Below are 16,254 nucleotides of genomic sequence, written 5' to 3' on the forward strand. Positions count from 1 at the left end.
AATCCTTAACCGATCAGCATCAATGCATATTGAGCACCCTGATGTAGGCACAAAACATATCCGCCATCCCGTCCGAGTAAACCGCGATTTCATCATGGCTACGCGGGCTTCCCGAGAAAGATTTCCCCACCGAACTCAGCGTCGTGGAGACCAAATCGCAAACCAGCGCGCGAGTTTCTTCGCCGGCCTCAGGCAACGCTTCAAGCATGAAATCCTGAAAAATCTGCTGCCCCGCCGCGCGAACTTCATGGGCTTCGGGCGCGTCACGATAGAGCGGCGCGGCGTCGCTGAGCGCCACCCGCATCTGCGCTTCTTCGCACTCTGAACAAATGAAGGCATGCACCAGCGTGCGCAGCCGTTCAAGTGGTGGCTTGCCCGCATCCTCCAGAATCCCGCGCAGCATTTGCGTGGTCTGTTGCCATTCATCGCTCTGCAACCGGAACAGGATGGCGGCCTTGTTGGGGAAGTATTGGTACACCGAGCCGATGCTGACGCCGGCTTTTTCCGCCACGCGGGCGGTGGTGAAACGCGCAGCGCCTTCCTTGGCCAAAACCTGAGTAGCCGCTTGCAGAATGGCCGCCACCAACTCGGTCGAGCGGGCCTGCTGGGGCTGTTTGCGTGAGGAAATCTGCGAGGTCTGGCGGGTTGTCATAGGGGCTGCGGGCCTCGGGGCTAATGCGAATAGCGAATGTGACGAATGGCTCGCATAATTTTAATGCGACGAATTAGTCGCATCTTAGCCCCGGCGCCGACAGGCGCTCAACCTGCAAACGGGAAGCACCCATGACCACCATCACCTCGGCCCCTATGGCGCCACTGATTGAACGCCTGTACGCACAAGCCAATGCCGCCACCAGCCCGGTTTTCAGCAACTTTTCCAGTGAGGAGCGCGAACGCCTCATGCACAGCAAGACCGACTACCTTGAACTCTACGGGCTGCTCAAAGACGCGTGGCTTCCGGTCTCGCGGGACACTGGCAAACTGCTGTACACACTGGCGCGCAGTACAAAGGCGCGGGCCATCGTCGAATTCGGCACGTCGTTCGGCCTTTCAACGTTGCACCTGGCCGCCGCACTGCGGGACAACGGCGGCGGAATCCTGATAGGCAGTGAATTCGAATCATCCAAGATCGCCCTGGCGCGCCAACACCTGATCGAAGGCGGGGTCAGTGACCTGGTAGAAATCCGCGAGGGCGATGCACTCGTCACACTCGCAACCGATCTGCCCGAGGCCATCGACCTGCTGCTGCTCGATGGCGCCAAAGCGCTTTATGGCGACGTCTTGAGTCTGGTGGAAAGTCGTCTCAAGCCCGGTGCCTTGGTGGTAGCTGACAACTCCGATTACTGCCCGGAATACCTGGCTTACGTGCGTTCGCCAGCAAATGGCTACCTGTCTGTGCCGTTCGGTGAAGATGTCGAGCTGTCGGTGCGTCTAGGCTGACGTCCATCAATCTAGGATCGCCGAAGTCATTGGTCGCCGTCTCTGAGCGGCCCTTTACCCTTTATCGCCTCCCCACCGGCCACGCCTATTAGGGTCTCTACTTGTAACTAGACTCAGTAGCTATGAGTGGAGCGCGCGATGAGCATCGAGCAGGCGGCACCTGAAACGAAAGGCGTTACGGTCAAGTTGCTGGCAACGATTGACCTCGGTCCCGAGATCGAAGGCATGGCAGGTCGCCAACTCAGAATGCGCAAGGTGACCATCGAGCCCGGAGGCGTCTTCGGGCCGGTGCACAACCACATCGACAGGCCGGGTACCGTCTACATCCTGCAAGGGACAATCACGGACCATCGCAATGGCATTGCCACGGATTACGGACCGGGAGTCGGCTGGCCCGAGGATCGGAACACCACCCACTGGCTCGAAAACAGAGGCTCGGAAGTGGCGGTGGAGATCTCGGTGGATATCGTCAGGCAAGCCTGAACGCCGGGCTTTCCTGACCATTCGTTCAATCGATAGTCATCATCAAAAAATGCGAGTTCTGTTTTTTCCTCATCGGAGGAGGATAGCGACATACCGATCTCGCTTCTGAAGGAACCTGCGCGATGAGAATCTCAACTGTTTTGGCCCTTGTCGCTGTACTCACCGGCGGTTTCGCTGCCACCGCACCGGCCTACGCCGCCGACCCTCAGGCTTGCCATTTCCTGCCGATGGGGGACAGCAGCGCCGAGCTGAAGCATTCCCAATCGGTGGGCGTGCTCTACAGCGAAAACACCGTCAACACTCTCCAATACCTTGAGAATTACCACGCTGTCGCCGTGAACGGCGGCAAGAACGCCGCCCTCGATTCGCGCATCAGCAACGCCTTTATCAAAAGCTCCGACCCGACACTGGCGATCAACTGGCTGATGGGTTCGCTGCAGAAAGAATTTGCTTCGGTCACTGTCTACGACAACCTCGATGCCTTGGTGCAAGCGAAGCCAGACGTGGTGGTGATGCTGGACACTTACAGCCGCCTGGTGAGCAAGCGCAACAACCAGGTTGAAGCGCGGTTTCTCGCCAAGTTCTACGACTCAAACCTGCAATACATCGGCCAGGCCGAAGGCGCCCGTGAGCAGCAAATGACTTCGGTGTGGGTGCACGGTAAAGCGGCGCCGGAGATTGCCGCGCAAATCGACCAGCAGACCGAGTTGCAAGTGAACGCGTTGAAGCAGTTTGATGCGTCGCTCAAAGCGTTGGTGAAATCGGGGAATGCAGCACGGATGGCGACCAACTGAGGCAATTCCCGCCTCAGTCTCTTTGCCTGTTTCCCAAGGCCGCTGATAGATGTTCCACGGCCCGCGCTTCGACAGCGCCTTCGTCGCTACCTTCACTGAAAACAGCGCACGTTACTGAGTGACCGTTCTCAGTACTGCGGTAGACCGCCACGACACTTCCTGGTCCGCTTCCGGTATGTCCACTCAGTATCCGGCCGCTTTGCACTGCACCTTGCATCAGGCCGAGGCCATAACCCGGGGAAGTCCAGGGACGTCCGGGAATAGATTCGCCGAGAGGATGCACCGTTTGCATGTCCTGTCTTAGGGGGCGGGGCAGGAGGTGGTCACTCAGCAGGCGATCCAGGCAAAGTGCCGCTTCCCCAAGTGATCCGACGAGCAAGCCGTGATACACCCAGCCTGGGTCGTACGCCCTGATCCGCACGTCGTTCAGATCGGCGGCGGTCGTTGCAAGGCGAACCTGCGATAAACCGAGGGGAGAAAACACCTGTCGAGTCAGCGCCTCTGCAAGTTTGAGATCGGTTACCCGTTCAATGAGCCGCGCTACAAACAAATAGCCGACGTTCGAATAGCGCCAACCAGTGCCAGGTGCATAGCGCAACCTGCCGGCATCGAGACGTTGCAGCATTTCATCCGCCGACCAAGGTGAATCATTGCGTGCAACGGCGGCGTGGTAATCAGCCAGCTCACCATAATCCGCCAGCCCCGCCTCATGCCGTAGCAGTTGACGCAGGGTGAAGGGGCCTTCGGGGATCACATCGTCAAGTTTGATCCGTCCATCGCGAACCAGTGACAGGGCCGCCGCCGAGAGCACGGTTTTGGTGAAGCTCCACCAAGGGACCCTTGCGTCGGGCTGTTCGGGCGAGGCGGGGGATCCGTTCGACACAAGGGAAAAAAGCATGGGGTGATAGCTCTGGAGAAAAAGGCGACGACCTTATGAGGGGCAGGAGTTTGCCAGAAAAGAAATCGAACACCGCCTCGATTGTGTTTAAGCGGCGCATTGGCTAATCTCGCACAAACCCGCAAGAACAGGCATTACCATGCAAGACCAGCATTCCATCGCCGAGCTGCCTTCCCTGCGTCGACAAAAAATCCTGCTGATACTCGAACGTGACGGCAAGGTCATGGCGTCCGAGTTGAGCCAGCATTTCGCGGTGTCCGAAGACACCATTCGCCGCGATCTCGCAGAACTGGACAGTGCCGGCCTGGTGCAGCGGGTGCATGGCGGGGCGTTGCCGCGGCCCAAGGACACAGGCAAGGATTTTTTCACCCGGGTCAGCGAAACCGACGAGGTGAAAACACTCTTGGCGCAACTCGCGGCACGGTACGTGAAGGATGGCCAGATTGTGATTTTCGATTCTGGTTCTACGACGCTTCAGATCGCCCGTTCCCTGCCAGCGGACATCGTCATCACTGCGGTCACGGCCTCGCCGATCATCGCAATCGCTTTGGCCGAGTTCAAAGGCATCAAGGTGATCTTGGCGGGTGGTCAACTCAATCCGGCGACGATGTCGGCGAGCGGGCATGAGACGTTGCGCCTGTTCCAGGGGATCAAGGCTGATCTGTTGTTCACCGGGGTTTGTGCGATTCACCCCGAGGTTGGCATCAGCTCGCTGCATTTCGATGAGGTGCCGGTGAAACAGGCGATGCTCGACAGCGCCGCGCATGTGGTGGCCGTGAGCATGGCGGACAAGCTGGGCGCGGTGGAACCCTTTGTGGTCGCGCCTTGCCGGCGCATCCAGACGCTGATCACCGAGCGTCATCTGGCCTCGGGCAATGTCGAGGATTACCAGCGGCTGGGCATCGAAGTGGTGCAAGCCGACACGGCGCTTTGATCATCCACTAGCGCAACAGATGCACCGCCAGGCCAATCAGCGCACAGCCGATCAACACCTCGATCACGCCGCGCTTGAAGCGAAACAAAGCTATCGCCGCTGCAATGGCAATCAGCGCCGAAGGCCAGTCGAGGTGAGCGCTGAAGCCGTTGGGCCAGAGCACGTGGTAGCCGAAGAAACACGCCAGATTGAGAATCACCCCGACTACCGCAGCGGTGATGGCGGTCAGCGGTGCGGTGAATTTCAGTTCGTTGTGCGTCGATTCCACCAGCGGCCCGCCAGCGAGGATGAACAGGAACGAAGGCAGGAAGGTGAACCAGGTCACCAGCGTGGCGGCGAGGGCTCCGGCGAGGAACACGTGGTCGGCGCCAAACACCTGCTGCACATAGCCGCCGACAAACGCGACGAAGGCCACCACCATGATCAGCGGTCCGGGAGTGGTTTCACCCAGCGCCAAGCCGTCGATCATTTGCGTCGGCGTCAGCCAGCCATAGTGACCGACCGCGCCCTGATACACATAGGGCAGCACGGCGTAGGCGCCGCCGAAGGTCAGCAGCGCGGCTTTGGTGAAGAACCAGCCCATCTGCGTCAGCGTGCCGTTCCAGCCGAACAGCAGCGTGAGCAGTCCCATCGGCACCACCCACAACACGGCGCCGATCAGCGCCAGGCGCAGCAGTTTTACGGCGCTGAAACGCGCATGTTCAGGCGTCGGGGTGTCGTCATCGATCAGCGCCGGGCCGTAGGATTTGTTCGTCCCGCTGTGGCCGCCGTTGTTAAATTTCTCCGGAGCCAGACGTCCGCAGAAATAACCGATCACGGCAGCGCCCAGCACAATCAGCGGAAACGGCACATTGAACGCGAAGATCGCAATGAACGACGCCGCCGCGATCCCCCACAGCCAACTGTTCTTCAGCGCCCGGCCGCCGATGCGATGGGCGGCCTGCAGCACAATCGCGGTGACCGCAGGCTTGATCCCGTAAAACAATCCGGCCACCACTGGCACGTCGCCGAACGCGATGTACATCCACGACAACCCGATCAGGATGAACAGCGACGGCAACACAAACAGCCCGCCGGCAATCACGCCGCCCCAGGTCCGGTGCATCAGCCAGCCGATGTAGGTCGCCAATTGCTGCGCCTCCGGCCCGGGCAGCAACATGCAGTAGTTGAGTGCGTGCAGAAAACGCCGCTCCGAGATCCAGCGCCGACGCTCGACCAACTCTTGATGCATGATCGAAATCTGCCCGGCCGGACCGCCGAAACTGATGAAGCCAAGCTTGAGCCAGAACAGGAAAGCTTCGCGCAGGGGGATGGCCTGGGGTTTGGCGAGTGGGTTACTCAAGAGCTGAGCCTTTTTCAGAGACCGGCGGGTTGCTTACAGTAGCGGGGAAGGGCGGGGTTCGGATAGTCGGCAACGGGCAAACCCTGTGGCGAGGGAGCTTGCTCCCGCTGGGTCGCGAAGCGGCCCCCGGCTTACTTCAGTCAAACCGTGCACGAAGGTTTTGCGACTGCTTCGCGGCCGAGCGGGAGCAAGCTCCCTCGCCACAGGTTTTGTGCTTAGGCACAGATCGGGGGCCTTCAGCCCTTGTAGCGCAACGCATCCAATAGAAGCGCAAACGCCGGCGAAGCCTGGCGACGGCTCGGGTAATAGAGGTGAAAACCGGCAAACGGCGCGCACCAATCTTCAAGCACTTGCACCAACCGCCCGGCCGCCAGGTGCGGTGCGACCAGGTCTTCGGGAATGTAGCTCAAGCCAAACCCATCCAGTGCCGCGTTCAAGAGTTGATAAACACCGTTGAACGTCACCTGCCCGGACACCCGGACATTCAGGCTGTCCCCGGCCTTTTTGAACTCCCAGACATACAAACCACCATTGGTGGGCAGCCGCAGGTTATTGCATTGATGCTCGGTCAAGTCGCGAGGTGTCCGGGGGATCGAGCGCTCGGCAAAGTAGGCCGGCGAACCCACCACCGCCATGCGCATGTCCGGCCCGATGCGGATGGCGATCATGCCTTGGGCCACGTCCTCGCCCAGGCGTACACCGGCATCGAACCCTTGGGCGGCGATGTCGACAAAGCCGTAGTCGCAACAGACCTCGACCGAGATGTCCGGGTATTTCGCCAGGAAGGGTTTCAACACCGGCCACAGGATGTATTCCAGTGCGTGGTCCATTGCGTTGATGCGGATATTGCCGGCCGGTGTGTCGCGCAGGTCACTCAGCGCTGCCAACTCGATCTCGATTTCTTCGAAATGCGGGCCGATGGTGTCCATCAGGCGCTGGCCGGCTTCGGTCGGCGAAACGCTGCGGGTGGTGCGGGTCAGCAGACGCAAGCCCAGTCGCGCTTCCAGGCCACGGATCGTATGGCTCAGCGCCGATTGGGAAACCCCCAGTTTGGCCGCAGCCTTGGTGAAACTACGCTCCCTGGCAACCGCCAGAAAGGCGAGCAGATCATTGGCGTTTTCCCGCAGCATCCATGAGTCCCCCTCATAAGTCTTTTCGAATTGTAGCGACTAATCTCAGGAATACGCAGCTGATAGATTGGGCGCACTTTTTAAGGCTCAGGAGAATCCGATGCTGACTGTTACCCCCAACGGCTCCCAACCCTCCGTCAAAGGCCCGGCTGATTATTTCACTGGCACCGTACGGGTCGATGCACCGTTCAAAGGTACCGAGGCTGCGCGAGTCAGTGGCGCCACGGTTACCTTCGAACCCGGTGCCCGCACGGCCTGGCACACTCATCCATTGGGGCAGACTTTGATCGTCACGGCCGGCATGGGCTGGGTCCAGCAATTGGGTGAACCCGTTCAAAAAATCAAACCCGGCGACACCGTGTGGATACCACCGCATGTCAAACATTGGCATGGCGCGACGGCGACGACTGCCATGACCCACATCGCGATTGCCGAGGTGCAGGATGGCAACGTGGTGGACTGGATGGAGCAGGTCAGCGAGCAGGAATACGCGCAGGTGCTGTGACGTTGCCCCTTCCAGAGAGGTGAGTTGAAGCTGTTATTGCGTGCCGAACATCGCCGTCCAGTAAATCCCCGCATCACTCTTCGGGTCCACCGCATACGCTGCGCCCAGTTCGTGGAATTGCGGGTTCATCAGGTTGGCGCAGTGCCCCGGGCTGCCGAGCCAGCCGTCGACCACTTTGCGCGTGGTGTCCTGGCCGGCGGCGATGTTCTCGCCGATCTGCTGGGCGATGTAGCCGCCCAATTCCGCGCGGTCTCCCGGCGTGCCGCCCGAGCGGTCCTTGTGATCGAAGTAATTGTTGTTGGCCATGTCCCGACTGTGGGCTTCAGCGGCGGCGCCCAACGTGGCGTTCCAGGCCAGCGGAGTGGTGGCGGCGAACGGTTGGCCGCCGCACTGACGCGGTTGGGCGCGGGCAGCGTTGAGCAGTTCCATGAGCTTTTGGCCTTCGGCCTGCGCGTCGCCCAGACGCCCGCTCAACAGCGGACGGGCGAGTACGATGCGCCATTCGCTACCTTCGCGGCTGACCCCGACATCAATGAATTGCGGGTTAAGCACCACCTGGCAGAAGCTCTCCTGCACCGCTTTCATGGCTGACTGCACATCACGCGGGCCGGACAGGGTGATCGCCTGTACGTTGACCATCGGATAACCCGCACGGGCCATCGATTGTTGAAGGTCGACGGCGCCACTGGCAGGAAGAATCAGGCGTGGATCGGCGGCCAGTGGCGGCAACTCTGGCGATGCCTGACCGCCGCAGCGCTGCACCTGGCTGCGATAGGTATTGATCGACTGAACCAGTTGCGTCTCGTCGGTGGCCAAGGCCGTGGTAGCGAACACCAGACCCGACGACAACGCCGCAACTCGCAAAACGGATGATAAGACGCGCATGAAAATCCCCCTTGAACGGACTGCGCCCATGATGCGCGATTTCGTCCCGTTCAGGGCAATGGCTTTTTGCTGTTTGTTGGCGGTTTTATGGAGCGATTTGCGGACTACAATGAAGCGAAGTCGCCCGTCGACGCCCTACAGAGCCTGCCCATCATGCGCTTCCCGTGGATTGCAACTTGCCTCGCTTTAACGCTGCTCGCCGGCCAGGTCATGGCGGACGACCAGGAACAAAAAAAGGAAGTGGCAGTGGACAAGGCTCAAGTCCTGGAAGAGAAAGCCGCCGACAAGGGCGGTGAGGCGCCAGCGCCCAAAAAGGCTGAGACCATCACCCAATCCGAAGTCCAGGCCGTCGACCCGGCCGGCACGGCACCGATGGACGAAGCCATCACTTGCCTTGCTCGTTCTATCTACTGGGAAGCCAAAGGCAAGGACTCTGACGACATGGAGGCGGTGGCCAACGTGGTGATGAATCGCCTCGGTCACGAGGGCTTTCCGGACACGGTATGTGGGATCGTCAAGCAAGGCTCGGAAAAGCATGCCTGCCAATTTTCCTGGTGGTGTGACGGCAAGCCGGACACGGCCCAGGAAGAAGCCCCTTACGCGATCGCCAAGGAAATTGCGCGCAAGGCGCTGAACAAACAACTACCCGATCATACCCACGGCGCGATGTATTTCCATGACCGGACGGTGAAACCGGACTGGGCGCATGAGTACATCAAGACCGCCCAGATAGGGATGTTCACGTTCTACAAACCCCATGGCGGTGACGCGAAATAGCGCGCTCAGGCGTGGCCCAGCGCAATGGCAAAAGACACCACGATGACGCAGGCAATCGCCAGATTGAAATTCATGAGGAGTTCGTCCGAGCTGTTTTAGGTGGTGCCATGGTGAACAGTTCGGGGGGAAATGAAAAATTCGCTTTCGTGATTTGTATGATCGAAAGAAATGATGGGTTGGCGGGCAGGTTCCGGTTTCTGCGTTGAATGTCAGTCCGCCTTCGCGAGCAGGCTCGCTCCCACAGGGGTTTTGTGAACGACACAGAACCAATGTGGGAGTGAGCCTGCTCGCGAAGGGGCATCAGCTACTAATCAATAACCCTTCCAATGTCCCGGCACCCACAACCACTGGTTTCCTCCCCAGCGATAATGCCCGGCCACCCAGTGATAACCCGGCGCGGGCGCCACCGGGACCATTTCAACCCGAGGTGGCGGTCGGTGCGGACGTGCCGGCTCGATGATGCAGCCGGACAGGGTGATCGCCATGAGGCTGGCGATCACAGTGGTCTTGATGAGTCTGGACATTACTGGATTCCTTGATTTTTCTGGGCCGGCACCTGGATGGCGGGCTCGTGGGTTCAGTTTTTGTTCATGCCCTTGCCTTTGGCGTTACCCCGCGCGTACAGCGATTCGGCGAGGGTTTGCCGCTCCTGTGTGGACAAGGTGGCGGCGAAGTCCGCGAGGTTGGCGTCGACTTTGGCCCGCAGCGTGATGTCCGCCTCACGGGCCTTGTTCAGGTCGCTGTCCAGCGCGGCACGATCCAGGGTCGGGGCCTGGAGCTGGCGCACCACGTCGAGCCGAGCCTGGCGGCTGTCCATGATCAACGCCTGGTTGTCGTCGCGAGTCTGGCGCAGCAATTGGCGCAGTTGATGGCGCTTGGCGGGAGGCAACTGCAACATCACCTGACGCACGCCATGTTGCGGCAGCACCAGGGCGGGTTTGACCTGGCTGTGCCATTGATAGAAGCCGCCAACCGCGCCGCCGATCAGGAACACATTGAGCACCAGCGACACCGCCAGCAGCGCCTTGAAACGATTGGGGGGCTGGGTCACTGGTCACTCTCCTCGGCATTGATACTCAGGACGATGTCGGCATCGCTTTGCTCAAAGATGCTGGGCAGTGCCTCGGATGAACTCGGCAATGGCAGGCTCAGCGAAACCACCAGCATTCCCGCTGCGATGCCCGCCAGCCCCGCACCGACGAAACCAAGGCGAGACAGCCATCCCGGATGTCGGCCCCAGAACGACGGCGTGGCCACCGGCGCCGACGCGACGATGGACCGGATCAGCTCGGGCGTCGGTGTTGCAACGTGATGGCTGTCGAGCAAGCCGTCGAGCCAGCGCGCCTGGTGCAAGGCTTCCTGTTGCTCGGCATTCCCTTCGGCGAGCAATGCCCGGGCTTCGGCGCGCTCGCTGGCTGGCCAGCGTTGCAAATCGGCGCCGTAGGCATCGGCCAAGTGATTGAACCGTTCAGGCGTCATTGTTTTCCCCTCCTTAGGATGGCTTGATCGTGTGCCTCGGCCAGGTGATTGCGCAGGTTGCGCCGTGCCCGCGACAGCAGACTTTCCAGTGCATCGACAGTAATGTTCATCAGCGCCGCGGCCTCGATGTTCGACAGTTCCTGGTAGTACTGCAGCACGATGGCTTCGCGCTGGCGGTCGGGCAACGCGGCTAATGCCGCGGCCATGTGCTCACTGCGGGCGCTGGCGTCCAGCTGTTCCTCGGGCGGCGGCGCAGGGTCCACCGGTTCGGGCAATTCATCGTTGTCCGGCAACGGCTGCTCTTTGCGACTGCGCAACCGGTCGTAGCACAGGTTGAGCGCGACCCGATGCAACCAGGTGTCAAACCGTGCCTGGCCGCTGCGCCAGTGCGCAGCCTGTTTCCAGACCCGCAGAAAACTTTCCTGGGCCACGTCTTTCGCCTCTTCGGCGTCACCGAGCAAACGACTGGCGAGCGCCAGCAGGCGGGGCAGCTTGCGCGACACCATCTCATTGACGGCCTGTGCCTCGTTATTGCCGATACGGGCCAACAACTCGACGTCCGGATCAGTTTCGTTCAAATGACAGGTCTCGGTTCGATGGCGGGATCAGCGTGTGCCGGGCAGGGCAGGGACGAACCCGGTTCGTCCCGTGCCGCTGCACCTGCGGGCTCAACGTACCCAGCGCCCTTCGATCCAGTACCAGTTCGGCCCGCGTGCCTCCCAGTGTCCCGGCATCCAGCGCCCGCCGTGGTGCATCCGCTGCCAATGACCGGGCGCCCAGACATAACCGCGACCGTCCCAGCGCCAATGGCCGTTATCCCAGGCATAACCGGGACGCGCCATTGGCATCGGTTCCATGCGCATGGGCGGCGGCGCCTGACGAATGATGATTTCGGGCTGAGCAAACACCGGTGTGCTCGCCAGCGCGGCCAGCGCCAGGGGAACGAGCAACAAATGCCGCAACTTGATCAGGGGGCGCACAACGTTCATGACAACTCCTCAGGCCTGCATCCGAAAGTGGATGTTGCTGATGAGTTGAACGTCGGATCGGGAAAAGATCCGTCGCCGGGAAAATGAAATTTTCTTCAGGTTGGGAAGCGACGGATGTTGGCGTGCGTCACGTTCAATGGATAACCGTCACCACAGCCTGCGTGCTGCCTGGCGCCATTGACCCATGAGGAATCGACCATGTCCCGTTGCCTGAAATTGTTCGCCTGTGTTGCCGTGTTGCTGACCTTGAACGGCTGCGTTTTCTTCGGTCACCCGCATCGGTGTTGCTGGCGGTATGACGCGGTTGAGGTGCGGTGAGTTGAGCTGAGTTTTTGTGGCAGGCGAGCTGGCTTGCGCAGGTCAGCCTGAACACAAACGCATGATGGATTCGCTGACGCTTTGAACTGTAGGAGCGAGGCTTGCCCACGAAGGCGTCATTCCAGTCGATAAAAATGTTGACTGGGATGACGCCTTCGCGGGCAAGCCTCGCTCCTACAGGGGGGTGCGCTGGGCTTAGAGTTCCATACCCAGGAAAATCAGGGTATTGCCATGGGCCTCAACGGCCGCGCGCTGGTTGTAGCTGTCGCGGTGGGAGCAGTTGAAGCCATGCTCGGCTTCCGGATACACCACAATTTCCACGTTGTCGTTGTTGTCGAAACGCTCGGCGATTTTCTCCACGGCTTCCAGAGGAATGTGGCTGTCCGCTTCACCGAAGTGCATCAGCAACGGCACTTCGATTTCATCGGCACGGTCCAGCTGGTTCTGGATACCGCCGCCGTAATAGGCGATGGCCACGTCCACGAAACCGTTGGCGGCCGTGTTGTACGAGAGCATGCCGCCGAAGCAGTAGCCGATGGACGCAATCCCGCCATCCAGGCCCGGGTGGGCTTTCAGCGCATCAATCGCCAGTTTGACGTCGGCCTGGGCCTTGGTTACATCGGTGGCGTTCATCAACTCGACGGCTTTTTTCCAGCCGGCTTCGTCGTAGCCCAGTTCGATGCGCGGGCCGCTGCGCCAGAACAGGTCCGGTGCGATCACCAGGTAGCCGTCGGCGGCGTATTGCTCGACGACCGAGCGGATGTGCTCGTTGACGCCGAAGATCTCCTGGATCAGCACGATCCCCGGACCCTTTTGAGTGTGGGGAATGGCCAGGTAAGCGCCGAATTTACCTTCGGGGCTGTCGATTTCGATCCATTGGGTGGTCACGCTCATGGTGGCTCCTGTCTTCGCAAGTGAGGGGGAGGTTGTAGCTTATTAAGCGAGTGTGTCAGTCATTGTGACGACGCCAGAACCATCGAGCCAGTAAAGCATCGAGGCTGAGTTTTCCGGCACCCGCCAGTAACAGCGGCATCAGGGCGGCCAAGTAGATCAACGGCAGTTTGAAGTTGCCGTGTCCTTTGTTACTGATGGCGTAGCCTTGGGCAAGTTCACTCAATGTAGACCAATCGGCTGGCCAATGAACAGCCGCCGTCGCGACGACAGTGACCACGATCAGGATGATCGTCGAGATCCGCGTGCCCAGCCCCACCAGCAGCGCAAGGGCGCAGATCAGTTCGGCCCACATCGACAGTTCCCAATTCAGCGTGGCTGGCAGGTGGTTGAACGGAAACGGAAAGGCATCCTGGATGTCGGCGAACCAGTTCTGGCCGTTCCATTTCTCCAGGCCCGACTCGAAAAACTCCCAGGCGAGGAAGATGCGCAGGGTCAACGGCGCGATCCAGCTGCCGGCACGGTCGAGGTTCAGGTGCAGGCCTTTGACGGCCGAAGAGATTGAGGTGTTCATGGGCTTGATCTCCGTTGAGGGCTTTGATCGGCTGGGCCAATCGACGGGGTTATTTGATCAAGCAGGTGTATCTGCGATGTGTCGTGGGGGTGGGGTTTTGAAGCGCTGGTGTGTCTGGGCTGGGGCTGTACACACTCCGATACATAGCCGAACGCTGAACCCCCAAACACCAAAAATCCCCTTGTGGGAGCGGGCTTGCTCGCGAAGGCGCCGTGTCAGTCAACATCAATGCTGGATGACAGACCGCTTTCGCGAGCAAGCCCGCTCCCACAGGAGGCAGTGGTGGATTTCAGGAATACGCAACCCGCTGACTACGCTTGTTCTTCACCGCCCACTTACCCACCAACCGCACCGCAATCGCCGCGCACATCATCCCGAACGGCAGCACATACCACGCACTCATCGGGATCCGTTTGAAGTTGGAATAGGTAAAAACCGCCGCAATCACCCACATGCCGGTCACGTGCACGGCTTTCCAGGCTTTGGCGCCGATCAGCCGCGTGGTGGTTTTGAACGAAGTCAGCGCCATCAGCAGGATAAACAGATAACCCACCGAGCCGGGAATGTTGCCCACCGTCGTGCGACCCGGCCAGAACTCGGGATTCAACTGCCCATAGCTGTAGATCAGCACCGCATGCACCAGATGCGAAAAGGCAAACGCCAAGCCGATAAACCGCCGCTCACGGACCAAAGACTTAGTGAAAGGCGAGGGCACCAACACGGCGAAGGCAGAGGCGAGAAACGCCGCGAGAAACAGCGCAAACGAAGTCCGGGCCGTGGCACGGATGGCGCTGCGGGTGGCTTCCACCAGATCGGGGTTGATCACCAGGATCAGGCCGGTCATCAGCAGCACCAACAAGGACAACAGGCCGAACAGCGACCAGCCGTGATAACGCGCAATTGAGGTATTCATGGCAACGCTCCGGAACAAGGGCCGACCAGGGTCAGCAGACAACCGGAGTGTTTCAGCGCAGTGTGTTGGCGATATGTCCCGTAAACCTCTTCATGTATCAGGACCGGCACCAGATACATTCCTCTACAAAACTGTGATCCGTCCCGCGCCAATGGCGTCTAGCGTCTGTGTCCCCGCAAATCCATGGGGCGAGACTTCGGAACCCGGCATGCAAGCGCTGTTGAACGAGATCCTTGACGCAGTTCGTCCCCTGATCGGCCAGGGCAAGGTGGCTGACTACATTCCTGCCCTCGGCACCGTGCCGGCCAACCAATTGGGCATCGCCGTATATGGCAATGACGGCGAGTTGTATTGTGCCGGCGACGCGCAAACGCTGTTTTCGGTGCAGAGTATTTCCAAGGTGTTCAGCCTGGTGCAGGCCATTGAACACTCCGGCGAAGCGATCTGGGAACGCCTGGGTCACGAGCCGTCCGGCCAGCCATTCAACTCGTTGGTGCAGCTGGAATTCGAACGCGGTCGCCCGCGCAATCCGTTCATCAACGCCGGGGCGCTGGTGATCTGTGACATCAACCAGTCACGCTTCGCCGCGCCAGCCCTGTCGATGCGCGATTTTGTCCGGCGCCTGTCCGGCAACCCGCAAGTGATGGTGGACGGCAAGGTCGCCGAGTCCGAATACCAGCACCGCGCGCGTAACGCCGCGATGGCTTACCTGATGCAATCCTTCGGCAATTTCCACAACGACGTCGAAGCCGTGTTGCGCAGCTATTTCAGCCACTGCGCCCTGCGCATGAGTTGCGTCGATCTGGCGCGAGCCTTCTGCTTCCTGGCCAACGACGGCTTCTGCAAACACAGCGGCGAACAAATCCTCACCGCGCGCCAGACCCAGCAAGTCAACTCGATCATGGCCACCAGTGGCCTTTATGACGAAGCGGGTAACTTCGCCTACCGAGTCGGCCTGCCGGGCAAGAGTGGCGTCGGCGGCGGGATTGTCGCCGTGGTGCCAGGGCAGTTCACGGTGTGCGTCTGGTCGCCTGAATTGAATGCGGCCGGCAACTCGCTGGCGGGCATGGCGGCGCTGGAATTGTTGAGTCAGCGGATCGGTTGGTCGGTGTTCTGATCCGGCGCGGTCTACCGATCTTTCGCCGGATTGGATCTTTTACCGTGCACTGTTCATTCGTATCGTCCGCGCTTTGACGCACTGCGTCGGGTGGGCAGGGGAAACGGATGAATTTCGGATGGCGCAAGAAACCGCTGGCACAGAGCGCTGAACCGCAGGCGATGGTCGTGGAGCCCGTGGTCGATGAAGCGGCGCTGGCGGCGCATGCGGCAGACCGCCGGGATCGCGATTTCTTTCGTGGCCTGGCGCAACACTTGCTGACCTGCGGCAACTCGCTGTCGCCGGTCAGCGAATCCTTCTCGATGCTCAATCATCGTCTCAAACTCAATCATGAACGGGCCGAAACCGTGGCCCGCGCAGCCGTGGACAACCGCGAGCGCGTCGGCCATCTGCAAGAGCAGTCACGGGTCATGGAGGCGGGGCTTGAAGCGCTGGAAGGGGTGATCACTCACCTGGTCGGGCGCGCCAGCGAGATTGACCGGATCGTTGACCTGATCAGCGACATCGCGCGCAAGACCAACCTGCTGGCCCTGAACGCCGCCATCGAAGCCGCGCGCGCCGGGGAAACTGGTCGCGGGTTCGCCGTGGTCGCCAGCGAAGTGCGCTTGCTCGCAGAGAAAACCGCCGAGGCGACCCGGGAAATCATCAAGGAAACGTCGGCCATTCAGCAGGAAATCAGCCAGGCCAAACTGGCGATTTCACAGCAGAGCCAGGTGTCGAGTGCTTTCGGCGCGGTGATCGATCAAACCGCCGACACCATGGCCGGCATGTACGGCGAAGCGCAG

At 60.4% G+C, this 16,254-nt stretch carries 20 protein-coding genes and 1 pseudogene; 8 read left to right on the plus strand and 13 right to left on the minus strand.

Features of this window, described 5'->3' with window-relative positions; translation table 11 throughout:
• Positions 1-19: 19 nt before the first annotated feature.
• Positions 20-652: a TetR/AcrR family transcriptional regulator gene (locus ACWIKB_RS22720; protein WP_475269514.1), complete on the minus strand. Its 633-nt coding sequence runs from the start codon at positions 650-652 to the stop codon at positions 20-22.
• A gap of 131 nt (positions 653-783) precedes the next feature.
• Between ACWIKB_RS22720 and ACWIKB_RS22725 the strand changes: the two genes are divergently transcribed.
• From ACWIKB_RS22725 to ACWIKB_RS22735, 3 genes are all read left to right on the plus strand, one after another.
• On the plus strand, positions 784-1,440 hold the full coding sequence (locus ACWIKB_RS22725) for an O-methyltransferase (RefSeq protein WP_475269515.1): 657 nt from the start codon (positions 784-786) through the stop codon (positions 1,438-1,440).
• Between the two features lie 138 nt (positions 1,441-1,578).
• Entirely contained in the window at positions 1,579-1,923 is a 345-nt protein-coding gene (locus tag ACWIKB_RS22730) for a cupin domain-containing protein (protein ID WP_475269516.1), read from the plus strand.
• Between the two features lie 122 nt (positions 1,924-2,045).
• Positions 2,046-2,717: an ATPase gene (locus ACWIKB_RS22735; protein WP_475269517.1), complete on the plus strand. Its 672-nt coding sequence runs from the start codon at positions 2,046-2,048 to the stop codon at positions 2,715-2,717.
• A gap of 13 nt (positions 2,718-2,730) precedes the next feature.
• On the opposite strand, the gene ACWIKB_RS22740 is transcribed toward ACWIKB_RS22735, so the two are convergent.
• Positions 2,731-3,615 carry a serine hydrolase domain-containing protein gene (locus ACWIKB_RS22740; RefSeq protein ID WP_475269519.1) on the minus strand — a complete coding sequence of 295 codons (885 nt, stop codon included), beginning with the start codon at positions 3,613-3,615 and terminating at the stop codon, positions 2,731-2,733.
• A gap of 139 nt (positions 3,616-3,754) precedes the next feature.
• Here ACWIKB_RS22740 and ACWIKB_RS22745 point away from each other — a divergent pair, with 139 nt between their 5' ends.
• On the plus strand, positions 3,755-4,549 hold the full coding sequence (locus ACWIKB_RS22745; RefSeq protein WP_475269520.1) for a DeoR/GlpR family DNA-binding transcription regulator: 795 nt from the start codon (positions 3,755-3,757) through the stop codon (positions 4,547-4,549).
• 7 nt (positions 4,550-4,556) lie between these two features.
• On the opposite strand, the gene chrA is transcribed toward ACWIKB_RS22745, so the two are convergent.
• Both chrA and ACWIKB_RS22755 read right to left on the minus strand, forming a co-directional pair.
• Entirely contained in the window at positions 4,557-5,891 is a 1,335-nt protein-coding gene (chrA, locus tag ACWIKB_RS22750) for a chromate efflux transporter (protein ID WP_475269521.1), read from the minus strand.
• 236 nt (positions 5,892-6,127) lie between these two features.
• Positions 6,128-7,021 (minus strand): LysR family transcriptional regulator, encoded by an 894-nt coding sequence (locus ACWIKB_RS22755; RefSeq protein WP_475269522.1) that lies wholly within the window; start codon positions 7,019-7,021, stop codon positions 6,128-6,130.
• A 100-nt stretch (positions 7,022-7,121) separates the two neighbouring features.
• Between ACWIKB_RS22755 and ACWIKB_RS22760 the strand changes: the two genes are divergently transcribed.
• A complete protein-coding gene (locus ACWIKB_RS22760) occupies positions 7,122-7,526 on the plus strand; it encodes a (R)-mandelonitrile lyase (RefSeq protein ID WP_475269523.1) in 405 nt (134 codons plus the stop codon).
• A gap of 33 nt (positions 7,527-7,559) precedes the next feature.
• Here ACWIKB_RS22760 and ACWIKB_RS22765 read toward each other — a convergent pair whose 3' ends face one another.
• Positions 7,560-8,411, minus strand: coding sequence for a CAP domain-containing protein (locus ACWIKB_RS22765; RefSeq protein WP_475269524.1), 852 nt, complete (start codon positions 8,409-8,411; stop codon positions 7,560-7,562).
• Between the two features lie 153 nt (positions 8,412-8,564).
• Between ACWIKB_RS22765 and ACWIKB_RS22770 the strand changes: the two genes are divergently transcribed.
• Positions 8,565-9,188: a cell wall hydrolase gene (locus ACWIKB_RS22770; protein ID WP_475269606.1), complete on the plus strand. Its 624-nt coding sequence runs from the start codon at positions 8,565-8,567 to the stop codon at positions 9,186-9,188.
• A gap of 311 nt (positions 9,189-9,499) precedes the next feature.
• On the opposite strand, the gene ACWIKB_RS22775 is transcribed toward ACWIKB_RS22770, so the two are convergent.
• The 8 genes from ACWIKB_RS22775 to ACWIKB_RS22810 form a co-directional block, all read right to left on the minus strand.
• Positions 9,500-9,712: a YXWGXW repeat-containing protein gene (locus ACWIKB_RS22775; RefSeq protein ID WP_475269525.1), complete on the minus strand. Its 213-nt coding sequence runs from the start codon at positions 9,710-9,712 to the stop codon at positions 9,500-9,502.
• Between the two features lie 53 nt (positions 9,713-9,765).
• Positions 9,766-10,239, minus strand: a complete 474-nt coding sequence (locus tag ACWIKB_RS22780) for a periplasmic heavy metal sensor (protein ID WP_475269526.1) — start codon at positions 10,237-10,239, stop codon at positions 9,766-9,768.
• Positions 10,236-10,667 carry a hypothetical protein gene (locus tag ACWIKB_RS22785; protein ID WP_475269527.1) on the minus strand — a complete coding sequence of 144 codons (432 nt, stop codon included), beginning with the start codon at positions 10,665-10,667 and terminating at the stop codon, positions 10,236-10,238. The genes ACWIKB_RS22780 and ACWIKB_RS22785 overlap by 4 nt, the downstream gene beginning before the upstream one ends.
• On the minus strand, positions 10,664-11,245 hold the full coding sequence (locus ACWIKB_RS22790) for an RNA polymerase sigma factor (RefSeq protein WP_475269528.1): 582 nt from the start codon (positions 11,243-11,245) through the stop codon (positions 10,664-10,666). Before ACWIKB_RS22790 ends, ACWIKB_RS22785 begins: the two co-directional genes overlap by 4 nt.
• A 90-nt stretch (positions 11,246-11,335) precedes the next feature.
• On the minus strand, positions 11,336-11,656 hold the full coding sequence (locus ACWIKB_RS22795; RefSeq protein WP_475269529.1) for a YXWGXW repeat-containing protein: 321 nt from the start codon (positions 11,654-11,656) through the stop codon (positions 11,336-11,338).
• A 513-nt stretch (positions 11,657-12,169) separates the two neighbouring features.
• Positions 12,170-12,868: a dienelactone hydrolase family protein gene (locus ACWIKB_RS22800; protein WP_475269530.1), complete on the minus strand. Its 699-nt coding sequence runs from the start codon at positions 12,866-12,868 to the stop codon at positions 12,170-12,172.
• Between the two features lie 55 nt (positions 12,869-12,923).
• A complete protein-coding gene (locus tag ACWIKB_RS22805; protein ID WP_475269531.1) occupies positions 12,924-13,439 on the minus strand; it encodes an HvfX family Cu-binding RiPP maturation protein in 516 nt (171 codons plus the stop codon).
• Between the two features lie 289 nt (positions 13,440-13,728).
• Positions 13,729-14,352 (minus strand): ferric reductase-like transmembrane domain-containing protein, encoded by a 624-nt coding sequence (locus ACWIKB_RS22810; protein ID WP_475269532.1) that lies wholly within the window; start codon positions 14,350-14,352, stop codon positions 13,729-13,731.
• 208 nt (positions 14,353-14,560) lie between these two features.
• Here ACWIKB_RS22810 and glsB point away from each other — a divergent pair, with 208 nt between their 5' ends.
• Both glsB and ACWIKB_RS22820 read left to right on the plus strand, forming a co-directional pair.
• A complete protein-coding gene (gene glsB / locus ACWIKB_RS22815) occupies positions 14,561-15,469 on the plus strand; it encodes a glutaminase B (protein ID WP_123508871.1) in 909 nt (302 codons plus the stop codon).
• 470 nt (positions 15,470-15,939) lie between these two features.
• Positions 15,940-16,221, plus strand: a pseudogene (locus tag ACWIKB_RS22820) (methyl-accepting chemotaxis protein); the annotation flags it as partial.
• Positions 16,222-16,254 lie beyond the last annotated feature (33 nt).

Source organism: Pseudomonas sp. 5Vm1k (assembly GCF_056161485.1).